The following is a 13155-nucleotide window of genomic DNA, read 5'->3' as shown; positions in this document are numbered from 1 at the left end:
GTGCGCCGTCCATCTTGCTGATTACTCTTCCACTTTCAGATTAGACACCAAATCACACGACCGCCAGTGCTTCGTCGTCTTTTGGTTTCGCAATCACGTCACCCGCCAGCAGCATCTCATTGTGCGCAGCGCCCGCAGGCACCATTGGGAAACAGTTTTCAATCTTGGCCACGCGGCAATCCAGCAATACTGGACCATCGTGTTCGATCATTTCCTTGATCGCATCATCCAGCTTCGCTGGGTCTTCCACGCTCATGCCCTTGATGCCGTATGCTTCCGCAAGCTTCTGGAAATCAGGCAGGCTATCGGAATAGCTGTGCGAACGGCGGCCGTCATAGGAAAGATCCTGCCACTGGCGCACCATGCCCATATATTCATTGTTCATGATGAAAATCTTCACCGGCAGCTCATACTGGGAAATTGTCCCCAGTTCCTGCAGGTTCATCTGGAAGCTTGCGTCGCCAGACACGTCGATGCACAGCCGGTCGGGATAAGCGATCTGCGCCCCGATGGTGGCTGGCAGGCCATACCCCATGGTGCCCAGGCCGCCCGACGTCAGCCAATGGTTCGGCTTGTCGAACTTCAGGAACTGGGCGGCCCACATCTGGTGTTGGCCAACCTCAGTCGCGATGATGGCTTCCTTGCCTTCGATATGATGCTGCAGGCGTTCGAGCGCCTTCTGCGGCATGATCATCTCGTCACTGTCAGCGTAAGCCAGGCAGTTTTTCATGCGCCAACGCTCGATCTGATCCCACCAGGCAACGAGCGGCGGTTGCTTTTCGCCCAGCTTTTCCTCTTTCCAGATTGCGATCAGGCGGCGGAGTGCGCTCGCCGCGTCCGCGATCACCGGAATATCCACAGCAACATTCTTGTTGATGGAACTGAGGTCAATATCCACCTGGATTTTGGTAGAGCCCGGCGAGAAACCGTCAATCTGGCCGGTTACCCGGTCATCAAAGCGCGCGCCGATGGCCAGCATCACGTCGCAGTCATGCATCGCATGGTTGGCTTCCCACGTGCCGTGCATCCCCAGCATGCCAAGGAACTGATGGTCGGAGGCCGGGAAAGCACCCAGCCCCATCAGGGTGCTGGTTACCGGCATGCCGGTCATTTTCGCGAATTCGGTCAGCAGCTCCGATGCCTCTGGCCCCGCATTAATGATGCCGCCGCCGGAATAGATGATCGGCCGCGCGCCACTGGCCAGCGCGTGCGCCGCCTTACGGAGCGCCGCCTCGTCGCCGTCAACCTGCGGGCGGTAGGTGCGGTGTTCACGGTGGCCGCTGCGCTCATAAGGTGCTTTTTCGATCTGCACGTCCTTCGGCATGTCGATCACAACAGGGCCGGGGCGACCGTTTGTCGCCACATAGAAGGCTTCATAGATCACATCTGGCACAAGACTTGTTTCCTTCACCAGATAGTTATGCTTGGTGCAGGGCCGCGTGATACCAACCGTGTCCGCTTCCTGGAAGGCATCATTGCCAATCAGGTGGCGGGCTACCTGCCCGGTGATACAGATGATCGGGATACTGTCCAGCATCGCGTCCGTCAGGCCGGTCACGGCGTTTGTGGCACCGGGCCCGGATGTCACCAGAACAACACCCGGCTTGCCTGTCGTGCGCGCATAGCCTTCCGCCGCGTGAACCGCCGCCTGCTCGTGCCGCACCAGGATGTGCTTGATCTTGTCCTGCTTGAAAATCTCGTCATAGATGGGCAGCACAGCACCACCCGGATATCCAAAGATGGTGTCGACGCCTAGCTCCACCAGCGCCCTAAGGATCATCTGTGCGCCACTCATTTCTGCGGCGGCTGCCTCATCGCTCGGTGTCCCGGCTGCTGCCGGTGCTTGTTTTGTCTTTGTCGGTGCCATCGTTCTGTTTCCGTCTACAATTTATCCAACCTCGCCTGCCCTCACAGGCTGCCCTGTCCATAGTTCCGTAACGGAAATCCACCTTGCAAACGCGGGCCAACAAGTTGCCCTTCTGATAAATTGGGGGCGCTCTAGGAGCGCCCCCGGGGTGGGTCTCGTCACAGTAGGAGCCATCTTGGGCAAAAGGCTCCCGGATATCGGCACCTGGGCTGGCGTGGTGCCGATAAGGTCGTTTTATTGTACGAAAATTACTCAGTCAACCGCTTTTGTGATCTTTTTGTTCAAAAAATCCCGGTAATCACTTTCCGAAAATTGCGCAGGAAAGCGATCCCAATGGCCAAACTGGTTCCTGAACCATGTCAGCTGGCGTTTGGCAAAGCGTCTGGTTTGCATCTTGGCGTCCTCTACTGCTTCCTCCAGCGACAGCTCACCACGGCGGTAAGCAATGAGGCTGGGAACCCCCAAAGCCCGCATCAGCGGCAGGCTTGGGTCGAGCCCCCTCGCCATCAGGGCATCCAGCTCTTCCCACGCGCCGCTTTCCAGCATCAGATCAAAGCGCCGGTTGCAGCGGTCATACAGAACGTCGCGGGGTGGATCGAGCACGATTTTGGTGAGCAAGCCCGCATCATCCACGGCCTGCATCGGCCCGGGTTTGGTATCCGCCTGCCATGCGCTGATAGGCTTGCCTGTGGCGTGATAGACCTCAAGCGCACGGCAGATGCGCTGGCTGTCGCCCGGGAACAGGCGCTCTGCTGTCACGGGATCAACTTCCGCCAGTTCCTTATGCAGCGCCTCACTGCCCTCCTTGTCACACCGGGAGCGCACCTCGGCACGGATATCATCAGGGATGTCAGGTATTTCAGCCATGCCGGTCAGCAGCGCCTTGAAATAAAGGCCCGTACCGCCAATCACGATGGGCGTCTGTTCCTGAGACCACGCCGCTTCGATCTCACGCATCGCATCATCTGCCCAGCTTGCGGCGGAGGACACTTCAGTAGCGTCCAGATAGCCATACAAGCGGTGTGGCGCCCTCGCCTCTTCTTCCTCGCTCGGGCGCGCGGTGATCACGCGCAGATCGCGGTAAACCTGCATGCTGTCAGAATTAATGATGACACCGTTAAGATCTTCTGCGAGACGGAGCGATAAAGCCGACTTGCCGCTTGCGGTTGGACCTGCAATAAAAAGGGCTCGTTTCAAGGCAACCTCGAAGCCAGTAAAAATAAGGACGTTCCTTCATGGATATCGCTTTAACCCTTGTCGTCAACCCTGACTGTTCCCTGAGCCTCGAAAAGATTGAGGACGGCGTTGAGGCCATCAAGGCAACGGGCACGCCCGAGCGCCGCACCCTGAGCGACGGCAAGGCCGTGGACCTTATCTTTGAAGGCAGCCTGAAAATCCGGGATCAGATCGAAGGCGCGCTCAATGATATTGACGGGCTGGACTGGTGCCTGCAGCCGGCCGAGGGCCGCAAGAAGAAAATGATTCTCGCGGATATGGATTCGACCATGATCACAGTTGAATGCATCGACGAGCTGGCGGACTTCATCGGCGTCAAGGGCAAGGTAGCGGCGATTACCGAAGCAGCCATGCGTGGCGAACTGGATTTCGAAGCTGCGCTGAAGGAACGGGTAGCGCTTCTGGCGGGCCTGTCCACCGATGCGCTCAAGCAGTGCTATGACGAACGGATCGAGCTGATGGCAGGCGCGCGCACGCTGGTGCAGACCATGAAGGCAAACGGCGCCTATGCTGTGCTGGTTTCGGGCGGCTTTACCTATTTCACTGAAAAGGTGGCGGCAGCCATCGGGTTTGACATGAACCGCGCCAATGTCCTGGGCATTGAAGGCAACGCGCTTACAGGCCTTGTGGAGGAGCCCATCTGCGGCGCGGCCACCAAGCTGGAAACCCTGAATGAACAGGCAGCGAAGCACGGCCTGAAGCCGGATGAGATTCTGGCGGTGGGAGACGGTGCCAACGACATCCCCATGATCGAGGCCGCAGGCCTTGGGATAGCCTATCACGCCAAACCCCGGACGCGCGAAGCAGCCGCAGCCGCAGTAACTTACGGCGACCTGACGGCGCTTCTTTATTTCCAGGGCTACACCGACGCCGATTTCGTTTCGGGTTAAGACTTCTAATCAGTCGTCACTCGCCGACTTGATCGGCGAGTCCATTTACGCTGTAGATATTTTGTGGATTCGCCGGTCAAGCCGGCGAATGACAATCGAAAAAAAGGGCCGGCAGAACCGGCCCTTTCGCGTTTCAGCGATATGTCGCTGACTATTCTTCGTCGTCGCCCTGGTCGCGCATCAGTTTCAGCGATACGTGGGCCGTGGTGCCGCGGTAGTTCACCAGGAACAATACCCGCTCACGCCCGTCTTCACGCGCTTCTTCGATGATGTCGACAATCTCGGCCGGGTTGGTGACCGACTGCTGGTTTACCCGCAGGATCACAGTGCCCGGACGAATGCCCTGGCGTGCAGCCGGTGCCCGGCGTGCCACGCGCAGCACAGCCACGCCTTCCACATCGTCAGCGATCTCATAGCGGCGACGCAGGGTCTCATTCAGCGGTGCCAGTTCCATGCCTTCAACAAGCTCACGCTCGCTGCGCTCTGGACGGTCGCTGTCCTGATCGCCTTCATTGCCACCCGGGATCATGGAGGCAGGCAGTTCACCCGTGGTTACCTCAAGGGTTTCCTTTTCGCCCTGACGGATCACTTCAACCTTCACAGGTTTGCCGATTTCCGTGCGCTTCACCAGAATGCTCAGGCGGTTGCTGTCTTCAACCGTCTTGCCGTCCCATTTGATGATGATGTCGCCTTCGCGAACACCAGCTGCATCTGCGGGGCTGTTTGGCTCGACGCGGGTCACGATAGCGCCCTCTTCCTGCTTGATGCCCAGCGATTCCGCGAATTCTTCGGTCATTGGCTGAATGCCAACACCCAGCCAGCCGCGGCGCACCTTGCCGTGCTCTTGCAGCTCAGCGGTCACGCGGGACGCGTCATTGGACGGGATCGCGAAACCGATACCAACGTTGCCGCCGGTCGGTGAGAAGATCGCCGTATTCACGCCGATTACCTCACCGTTCATGTTGAAGAGCGGGCCACCGGAGTTGCCGCGGTTAATCGATGCATCCGTCTGCAGGAACTCAACATCGTTCGAGTTGTTGATCGAACGGTTACGCGCGGAAATAATACCGGCGGTTACCGTACCGGCCTGACCGAACGGGTTACCGATCGCGATCACCCAGTCACCGATGCGTTCGTCATCGCTGTCACCCCACTTTACAAACGGGAACTTGTCACCGTTTTCGTGTTCGATCTTGAGAACAGCAATATCGGAAAGGGCATCACGACCCAGGACTTTTGCAGGGAAATCATCGCCGTCAGCTGTGGTGACGGTGATTTCATCGGCGTCCTCAACCACGTGGTTGTTGGTGATCACGATACCTTTGGCATCAATGATAAAGCCAGACCCCAGGGACCGCGCTTCGCGTGGTTCCTGGTCCTCTTCCATGCGGTCCCGGAATTGGTCCCACAGGTCACCGAACGGCACGCCTTCCGGCAGGTCCGGCACGTTGCGGCCGCCACGGCGGCGGATGGTCTGTACAGTGGAAATATTAACAACGGCGGGCGAGAGCTTCTCAACCAGGTCAGCGAAACTGTCTGGCGCACCGCGTGCAGCAACTGGCCCCATGGAGGTCATGGCTGCTGCCAAAATCAAGATGGATGCCAGCAAAACTTTCAGCGCTTTGCCTGGCATATCGGCTGTCGTCCGCGTGTTAATTGCTTTTACTAAGGTGGTGCTCAAGGCACTTACTCCTTCAATTATTATTCGTCACTCGCGTTGGCCTTACCCTCAGACTTCCAAAAAAGTCTGAACCAGCCAGACTATCGCAACACCGATTGCCGCGAGGGTCAAGCCCGTGACCCGAAGCTTTGCGGTGGGCTGTTTTGATGCTGCGACAAGCAGCTTTTTGAAGCCCTCCGGCATCAAGGCATAGGCCGCGCCTTCAATGAAGAAAGCGAGGCCCAGCCCAACGAGTAGCAGTTTCCAGTCCATGGCGTGTGCCAGGGGCCGGACTATTTATTGTCCATGAACAGCTTGAAGAACTCGCTGTCCGGGGACAGGACAAGGCGGGTATCGTCCTTGCCCAGGGATTTTCTGTAAGCCTGCATGGTACGGTAGAATTCGAAGAAATCTTCGTCCCTGCCGTATGCGTCCGCAAAAATCTTCACGGCCTGGCCATCAGCCTCACCGCGGATCGTCTGCGACTGACGCTCTGCTTCCGCAAGGATTTCGGCAACCTGCCGGTCTGCCGCCGCGCGAATTTTCACCGCGTCACGCTGGCCAGAGGCCCGCTTTTCGGCAGCTTCACGCTGGCGTTCGGTTTCCATGCGGCGGAAAATCGCTTCGCTGTTCTCCCGTGGCAGGTCCACGCGCTTCAGCCGCACATCAACCACTTCAAGGCCAAATGTCAGCGCCCGCTGGTTGGTCAGGTCGCTGATCTTTTTCATCAGTTCTGCGCGCTGGCCAGATACGATTTCGTTCATCGGCTCCTTCGCCAGAACCTGACGAACGGTTGATTCCATCGCATCTTCAAGAAGGCGCGCTGCACCCACTTCGGTCCGCGCCGCCTGATAGCGCTTGAGCGGATCGGCGATGCGGTAGCGAGCAAAGCTGTCCACCAGGATACGGCGCTGGTCGGATGCCAGCACTTCCTGTGGCGGCACATCCAGGCTGAGGATACGCTTCTCAAGGAAGATCACCTGTTCCATGACCGGGATCTTAAAATGGAGGCCCGGTGTGGTAACGGTGCGCTTTGGCTCACCGAATTTTACTACGATCGCCTGCTCGCGCTCGTCTACCACATAAACGCTGCTTACACCGGCAACCAGAATAATGAGGGAAACAACGATAGCTACAATTGATTTAACACTCATGGCTTATTCTCCCCCGCTTTTCTTGTTCAACTGCTCAAGCGGCAGATAAGGCACGACGCCAGAGCCAGCCTTGCCATCAACGACAATCTTGTCCATGCCAGCCAGAATCTGCTCCATGGTTTCAAGATAGATGCGTTTCTTGGTCACGTCTTTGGCCAGAATGTATTCGTTATAGACCGACATAAAGCGGGCAGCCTCACCCTGCGCGCGGGCAACAACCTGCGCCCGGTATGCTTCGGCCTGCTGCGTCATCTGCTCGGCCTGGCCCTGCGCCTGCGGGATCACCTCGTTGCGATATTTGGTCGCTTCGTTTTGGAAACGCTGCTGGTCTGCTTCCGCGCGCTGTACGTCAAGGAAGGCGTCTTTGACTTCTTCTGGCGCTTCAGACTCGATGATCTGCACCCGAAGCACGTCCACACCAGCCTGATACTCATCAAGCGTGGTCTGGATCAATTCCTTGACGCTTTGTTCGATCTGGCCACGGGCTGTGGTGATAATCGGCGTAATCCTGTTCTGGCCAATCATTTCACGCATGGCGCTTTCCGCCACGGATTTGATCGTGCCGTCTGGGTCCTGCAGCTTGAAAAGATAGTTGCCCAGGTCATTGATCCGCCACACCACATTGAAGCGCACGTCCACAATGTTTTCGTCCTGGGTCAGCATCAGGCTTTCATCCGGACGGGCGAAGCTCTGGCGGCCTGACCGGCGGCTTTCCGTTACACGGCTGCCGATAGACACCTGGTTTTCATCCGTGACACCACGAATTTCGACTTGCTCGAAAGGCGGAAAGTGAAAGTGTGGTCCGGGCGAAGATGAAGCAACCCATTCACCAAAGCGCAGGACAACGGCCTGTTCGTTTGTCTTCACCTGGTAAAAACCCCAGTAAAGATAAAGCAGAATCAGGGCCGCCACGATCAGCAGCGGGCCGCCTTTGCCGCCAGGCATGGCTTTCCTGAGCTGGTCCTGACCTTTACGAATATATTCATCAAAATTTGGTGGCTCGCCGCCACCGCCGCCGCGGCGTGGACCGTTGCCCCAAGGATTTGGGCGGTCACCATCACCGTTATTTTGCCAAGGCATATTTTTCTCCCCTTCGGTGCGAATGCACCAACCGAAACTGCGGCCCTTTCAACAGTAGAAAGACCGTGTCTTGTCTGCCTATATATGGTACGTGCCAAGCGGCTGCAATGATACTCGGCCAAAATGTGATGCTTTTTACCGGAAACACAGGTTTTTTATGTCAGATACGCTGAAAAAATCCGTTGAGACGGCTCTCCAGGAAATCAAAGCCCCGGGGGCGGACAAGTCCGTTATGGAAGCGGGACTGGTGAGCGCCATCGTCGTGGACGGCGGCAAGGTTGGTATTATCCTCGAGCTCTCAGGCCGCGACCAGGCGGGCGCGGAATCGCTCAGAAGCGCGATTGAAGACGCCGCGCGGGCAGTTGACGGCGTTGAAGAGGCCAACGTGATCATGACAGCAGCACGGCCGGCACAGACCGCACCGAAAGGCCAGCCCGTTGGCGGCAAGGCGCCCCCTACCCCAACGGAAATCCCTGGCGTGAAACACATTGTTGCCGTTGCCAGCGGCAAGGGCGGCGTGGGAAAATCCACCACATCGATCAACCTTGCCATCGCGCTTCGCGACCAGGGCTTGAAGGTGGGCGTTCTGGACGCGGATATTTTCGGCCCCAGCCTGCCAATGCTTCTTGGCGTTGATGACAAGCCGGAGATCAAAAACAAGATTATCCAGCCTATTGTGGCACACGGCCTGAAGGTTATGTCTGTCGGCTTCCTGATCGACGTGGACCAGCCGGTGGTATGGCGTGGCCCGCGTGTGATGGGCGCAACACAGCAGCTTCTCAAGGATGTGGCCTGGGGCCCCCTTGATGTTTTGGTCGTGGACATGCCGCCGGGCACCGGCGACGTGCAGCTGACCATGGTTCAGCAGGCACCGCTGACGGGTGCCGTGATCGTGTCCACGCCGCAGGACCTGGCGCTGATTGACGCGCGCAAGGGGCTTGCCATGTTCCGCAAGGTGGATGTGCCCATCATGGGCGTCATTGAAAACATGAGCACCTTCCACTGCCCACACTGCGGCGAGGAATCGCACATTTTCGGCCACGGCGGCGCGGCAGATACGGCGAAAGAACTGGGCTGTGACTTCCTGGGTGGCATACCGCTTCATATGAGCGTGCGCGAGCATGCCGATGGCGGCGATCCGATCGTCGCGGCAGAGCCGGACAGCCCGGTCAGCAAAGCATACCGGGCTATCGCAGCGCAGGTTTCTGAAAAACTTGGTGTCAGCGCCTAGGCGCGTTCATACACCACGAAGGCGTAGGCTGGCTTGCCGTCCTCAGCCGGGTGTTCTTCCCGGCTGACTTCCCGCCAGTCATCCTTGTTGAAGGCCGGGAACCAGGCATCGGCATCAGGGACGGTGATGTCAATTTCAGTGATATAAAGCCGGTCCGCCACATCCAGGCACTGGCCATAGATTTGCGCACCACCGATGATCATGGCCTCGCCCGCGTCTGCCACCGCTTCCTTGGCAGCCTGCAGGGACGGCACAACCTCTACCCCGTCGGCAGACCAAGCAGCATTGCGGGTGACCACAATATTGCGGCGGCCAGGCAACGGCCGACCGATGCTTTCATAAGTTTTGCGCCCCATGACAATGGGTTTACCCATGGTGGTCGCCTTGAAATACTTCAGGTCTGCGGGCAAATGCCACGGCATGTCGTTATCGCGGCCGATCGCCCGGTCCTCCGCCATGGCCACAATCACAGAAAGCGTCATTCTCTACTCCTAACCCGCATCTATCGTTGGCATCAGATCATGCCATCGTCATCAGTTTCCGGGTCTGCCTCCATCAGCGGCAGGTGAACCCGGATTGTGGTACCCACATTCTGGATACTGCGCACGCTAATGGTGCCTTCCATATGGTCCACCAGCTCGCGACAGATGGCAAGGCCAAGGCCAACGCCGCCGTGCCTGCGCGACAGAGCCGCATCTACCTGGGTAAAGCGGTCAAACAGCGTTGCCTGCTTGTCTTCCGGAATGCCGATGCCCGTGTCTTCAACTTCCAGAACCCAACCGGCCTGGCCGGTGGCAAAAGCGCGCGGATGCAAGCGGAACACCACTGTACCCTGGTTTGTGAACTTGATGGCATTTGACCCCAAATTGATCAGGATTTGCCGCAACCTGAGCTCGTCCCCCAGAATATGATCGGGCATATTGCCGGCAAATTCGGCCTTCAGCTCGATTCCCTTGTTGGACGCCTGCTGCGCCAGAAGCGCAATCACCCGGTCTACCAGTAGGTGAGTTGACAGCCGTTTCTGTTCAATCTGGATCTTGCCAGCCTCCAGCTTCGCCAGGTCAAGGATGTCATTGATGATCGCAAGCAAGTGGCTGCCGCTGGCGTTGATATCGCGGGCATAGTCTGCATAGCGCTTGTCACCCAAGGGCCCGAGCGCCTGCTCCTGCAGAATCTGTGAAAAGCCCAGAATGGCGTTCAGCGGCGTGCGAAGCTCATGGCTCATGGTGGCCAGAAATTCAGACTTCGCCCGGTTGGCTGTCTCCGCCGATTTTCTGGCTTCCTCCACATCCTTGTTGAGGTTCTGCAGCATGCGGTAGTGGTCCTCAAGCTCGTCATGCGCTTCCTTGAGCGCCCGCGTCCGGCGATTGACGATCTCGACAACCCGTTTGGCCCGCTGGGTCTGGGACCAGACGATAAAGACCACAAGGCCCGTCAGCACAAGACAGACGCTGGCCGTGATCACCGTTGCTCCATAGTCGACGGCATAGGCCTCATAGGGGGCCCATGGCTCAATGGTCCAGCTCTGGCTGCCGATTTCCACCGTGTAGGATGCGATCCATGGCCTTGCGGCCGGCGGCGGAAACGCCTCATAGCTGAAGGTGCCGTCGATGATCATCATTTCCTGCACCATTGCGCCACCCTGCCAGCTACTGGTGAACCGTGCGTTCAGACTGGAAAAGCGCTGGCTTGAGGCAACGGTGTTCAAGAGGTTCGGCATCTCCAAAATCTGCAGAATAACGCCCTCCGCGCCTGCCTGGCTGACAAACGGCGTAGCCAGGAGCACGCACGACCTGTCTGCGGTCTCAAGTGGCGGCATGGGAATGGCTGCGGGCTCGCCTTTTGCCAGTGTCTCTTCCAGGAAGGCGTTCAGCGGCATATAGGCACCGATGTCCGCACCGCGCCAGCGCTGGCTGCGCTCTTCCGAAGGCGCCCAGACGTAGAGCAGGTAAAATGCGCGCTGGTCCCGACTACCGGGCACACCGCTTTCGCTTGCCCCAACTAGGTCTTGTGCAGCCCGCAAGGAGAAGTCGCCCGGATAGCGCCCCTGTGCGTAAGCCTCGAGTTCCCCCATGGTGTCTCGCGTGGCGGCGATGGCAACCCCAACCATTTTACGGTGTTCATTGAGACTGCTGTAGGAGCTTATCAGGCGCTGGAAAGTAGCGTGGTCGATATCTTCCTTAGCGGCGTAATAGCTATAGAGATCGCTTGCGGCGTCCAGCCCATGGGTCAGTGCGCCCTTCACGCGGTCGACATAAAGATCCGCAGCAGCATTGAAGCTGGACTGCGCCTCAGCCCGCGCGGAACGGATGCTTTCGCTGGTCGCGGACCATGTCAGCCCGGCACCCAGAAGCACCACAAACAGCAGCAGAACCCACTGCCGGATATCTATGTCATTTTCGCGAGCCACACCCCCTCCTTGACCTGCCCAGGCCTATACCGCCACAGGGGCTTTGATATGGGAATGGGCTTCGTAGCCATCAATCCGGATATCATCGAAGGTGAAAGCGAACAGGTCTTTCACGTCCGGATTCAGCGACAGTGTTGGCAGCGGCAACGGCTCCCGGCTGAGCTGCAGGTCGGCCTGCTCGATATGATTGCTGTAAAGATGCGCATCACCAAAGGTGTGAACAAAATCACCAACTTCCAGATCACACACTTGGGCCATCATGTGGGTCAGGAGTGCATAGGATGCAATATTGAACGGCACGCCCAGAAACACGTCCGCGCTGCGCTGATACAGCTGGCAGGAAAGCTTGCCATCCGCCACATAGAACTGGAACAGGCAGTGACATGGCGGCAGTGCCATATGGTCCACATCTGCCACGTTCCAGGCGGACACGATCAGCCGTCGGCTGTTCGGGTTATTCTTGATCTGGTCAACCAGGTTTGTGATCTGGTCGATCGTGGTGCCGTCCGGCGCGGGCCAGCTGCGCCACTGGTGACCATAAACCGGCCCCAGGTCGCCATGTTCGTCCGCCCATTCGTCCCAGATGGAAACACCGTTATCTTTCAGATACTTGATATTTGTATCCCCAGCGATGAACCACAGCAGTTCGTGGATGATAGACCTGAGGTGCAGCTTCTTGGTTGTCACCATCGGGAAGCCGTCAGCCAGGTTGAACCGCATCTGGTGCCCGAAAACACTATAGGTTCCTGTTCCTGTTCGGTCGCCCTTGAAGGTTCCTTCACGCCGGATGCGCGCCAGAAGATCGAGATATTGCTGCATACGTCCTACCACCCAATTGATCTTGATAGAAAGCTATAGGGCGTGACGTGCCGGTAGGCAATAGGCGCACCGGATTTCAAGATGATTATCTGCGGAAAAGGGCGCCTGAACGGCGCCCTCTCGATCCTTGCTGTTGGTGGCTTAAGGCTAATGGATAGCGGGGCCGTGCAGATGCACATCCCTGCCCGCATGCCGCCTGAGGATCTCAAGCGCGCGGTCTTCCTGTGCCCGGCTGCCTGTACGCACCCACAAAAGGAGCCCACCCCGGGCCTGCTCCTCCCGGACCCGCTCACTGGCACGGCGCGCATAACGCATGGCGTAATAACCGCCACCCAGCATGCCGATAAGCCCAAGGCCCACAGTAAGCACGACGGCTTCCCATGTCGCAAGCCCGTGGCCGGCTGCAATGCCGGCGCCTGCAAGCAACAGGACATAAACAGGCACCACAATCATCACCATCATGCCGCTTGAGCGGCTGTCCTTGTCGATATAGGCCTCACGCGGGACACTGGCGTCATCTTCCAGTTCCTGTATGGAATTTACCGGATGGTGAACCGCTGCCTCGATATCCTTGATCGGCTTCGGTCTTGAAACCGCAGCGTTCGAGAACCCGTGGCATTCAAGGTCATCCACTGCGGCTTGCAAATCATCTTCTGTACTGAACAGGGCAACCGCTTCGCGCAGATTGCCGCGGGGGCCGGTTTCGGCCGTCCATTCCCAATGCTGTTGGTCAGGCATGGATCATTCTCCTCTGATGGGTTGACCCGTAAGACCCCTATTATGCCACAGCTTCGAGAAAATCCCGAAT

The 13155-nt window shown here is 58.0% G+C and carries 12 protein-coding genes; 2 read left to right on the top strand and 10 right to left on the bottom strand.

Annotation, left to right across the window (positions count from 1 at the left end):
- Positions 1–52: 52 nt before the first annotated feature.
- Positions 53–1867 (bottom strand): acetolactate synthase 3 large subunit, encoded by a 1815-nt coding sequence (locus ACFO5Q_RS06920; protein WP_082720122.1) that lies wholly within the window; start codon positions 1865–1867, stop codon positions 53–55.
- A 252-nt stretch (positions 1868–2119) separates the two neighbouring features.
- Positions 2120–3064 (bottom strand): tRNA (adenosine(37)-N6)-dimethylallyltransferase MiaA, encoded by a 945-nt coding sequence (gene miaA / locus ACFO5Q_RS06915; RefSeq protein ID WP_068153380.1) that lies wholly within the window; start codon positions 3062–3064, stop codon positions 2120–2122.
- A gap of 38 nt (positions 3065–3102) precedes the next feature.
- On the opposite strand from miaA, the gene serB reads away from it, so the two are divergent.
- Positions 3103–3993 (top strand): phosphoserine phosphatase SerB, encoded by an 891-nt coding sequence (serB, locus tag ACFO5Q_RS06910; protein WP_068153377.1) that lies wholly within the window; start codon positions 3103–3105, stop codon positions 3991–3993.
- A 151-nt stretch (positions 3994–4144) separates the two neighbouring features.
- On the opposite strand, the gene ACFO5Q_RS06905 is transcribed toward serB, so the two are convergent.
- Genes ACFO5Q_RS06905 through hflK form a run of 4 tightly spaced genes read right to left on the bottom strand, consistent with a single transcriptional unit; the run spans position 4145 to position 7887 of the window.
- Complete coding sequence (locus ACFO5Q_RS06905) at positions 4145–5674, bottom strand: Do family serine endopeptidase (RefSeq protein ID WP_197421362.1); 1530 nt, start codon at positions 5672–5674, stop codon at positions 4145–4147.
- Positions 5675–5722: 48 nt separating this feature from the next.
- Positions 5723–5926, bottom strand: coding sequence for a DUF2065 domain-containing protein (locus ACFO5Q_RS06900; RefSeq protein WP_068153374.1), 204 nt, complete (start codon positions 5924–5926; stop codon positions 5723–5725).
- Positions 5927–5946: 20 nt separating this feature from the next.
- Positions 5947–6807, bottom strand: coding sequence for a protease modulator HflC (hflC, locus tag ACFO5Q_RS06895; RefSeq protein WP_068153372.1), 861 nt, complete (start codon positions 6805–6807; stop codon positions 5947–5949).
- Positions 6808–6810: 3 nt separating this feature from the next.
- On the bottom strand, positions 6811–7887 hold the full coding sequence (gene hflK / locus ACFO5Q_RS06890) for an FtsH protease activity modulator HflK (RefSeq protein ID WP_068153370.1): 1077 nt from the start codon (positions 7885–7887) through the stop codon (positions 6811–6813).
- Between the two features lie 157 nt (positions 7888–8044).
- Between hflK and ACFO5Q_RS06885 the strand changes: the two genes are divergently transcribed.
- The gene (locus tag ACFO5Q_RS06885) at positions 8045–9118 is read left to right on the top strand and encodes an Mrp/NBP35 family ATP-binding protein (RefSeq protein ID WP_068153368.1); all 1074 of its coding nucleotides are present in this window, start codon (positions 8045–8047) and stop codon (positions 9116–9118) included.
- Here the strand turns inward: ACFO5Q_RS06885 and folA are convergent.
- From folA to ACFO5Q_RS06865, 4 genes are all read right to left on the bottom strand, one after another.
- Positions 9115–9600, bottom strand: a complete 486-nt coding sequence (folA, locus tag ACFO5Q_RS06880) for a type 3 dihydrofolate reductase (RefSeq protein WP_068153366.1) — start codon at positions 9598–9600, stop codon at positions 9115–9117. The genes ACFO5Q_RS06885 and folA overlap by 4 nt on opposite strands.
- A gap of 32 nt (positions 9601–9632) precedes the next feature.
- On the bottom strand, positions 9633–11528 hold the full coding sequence (locus ACFO5Q_RS06875) for an ATP-binding protein (RefSeq protein ID WP_068153363.1): 1896 nt from the start codon (positions 11526–11528) through the stop codon (positions 9633–9635).
- Positions 11529–11552: 24 nt separating this feature from the next.
- On the bottom strand, positions 11553–12347 hold the full coding sequence (locus ACFO5Q_RS06870; RefSeq protein WP_068153362.1) for a thymidylate synthase: 795 nt from the start codon (positions 12345–12347) through the stop codon (positions 11553–11555).
- A gap of 147 nt (positions 12348–12494) precedes the next feature.
- Positions 12495–13085 (bottom strand): hypothetical protein, encoded by a 591-nt coding sequence (locus tag ACFO5Q_RS06865; protein ID WP_068153359.1) that lies wholly within the window; start codon positions 13083–13085, stop codon positions 12495–12497.
- Positions 13086–13155: the final 70 nt, after the last annotated feature.

This window comes from Kordiimonas lipolytica, from assembly GCF_042651265.1.
Lineage (GTDB): Bacteria > Pseudomonadota > Alphaproteobacteria > Sphingomonadales > Kordiimonadaceae > Kordiimonas > Kordiimonas lipolytica.
The sequence above is the reverse complement of the archived record's forward strand: the minus strand, read 5'-3'. Positions and strand labels throughout refer to the sequence as shown.

Coding starts and splice junctions, on each gene's coding strand:
- hflK (WP_068153370.1), bottom strand. CDS start 7,887: ATGCCTTGGCAAAATAACGGTGATGGTGACCGCCCAAATCCTTGGGGC.
- ACFO5Q_RS06870 (WP_068153362.1), bottom strand. CDS start 12,347: ATGCAGCAATATCTCGATCTTCTGGCGCGCATCCGGCGTGAAGGAACC.
- ACFO5Q_RS06900 (WP_068153374.1), bottom strand. CDS start 5,926: ATGGACTGGAAACTGCTACTCGTTGGGCTGGGCCTCGCTTTCTTCATT.
- folA (WP_068153366.1), bottom strand. CDS start 9,600: ATGACGCTTTCTGTGATTGTGGCCATGGCGGAGGACCGGGCGATCGGC.
- serB (WP_068153377.1), top strand. CDS start 3,103: ATGGATATCGCTTTAACCCTTGTCGTCAACCCTGACTGTTCCCTGAGC.
- ACFO5Q_RS06920 (WP_082720122.1), bottom strand. CDS start 1,867: ATGGCACCGACAAAGACAAAACAAGCACCGGCAGCAGCCGGGACACCG.
- ACFO5Q_RS06865 (WP_068153359.1), bottom strand. CDS start 13,085: ATGCCTGACCAACAGCATTGGGAATGGACGGCCGAAACCGGCCCCCGC.
- ACFO5Q_RS06885 (WP_068153368.1), top strand. CDS start 8,045: ATGTCAGATACGCTGAAAAAATCCGTTGAGACGGCTCTCCAGGAAATC.
- hflC (WP_068153372.1), bottom strand. CDS start 6,807: ATGAGTGTTAAATCAATTGTAGCTATCGTTGTTTCCCTCATTATTCTG.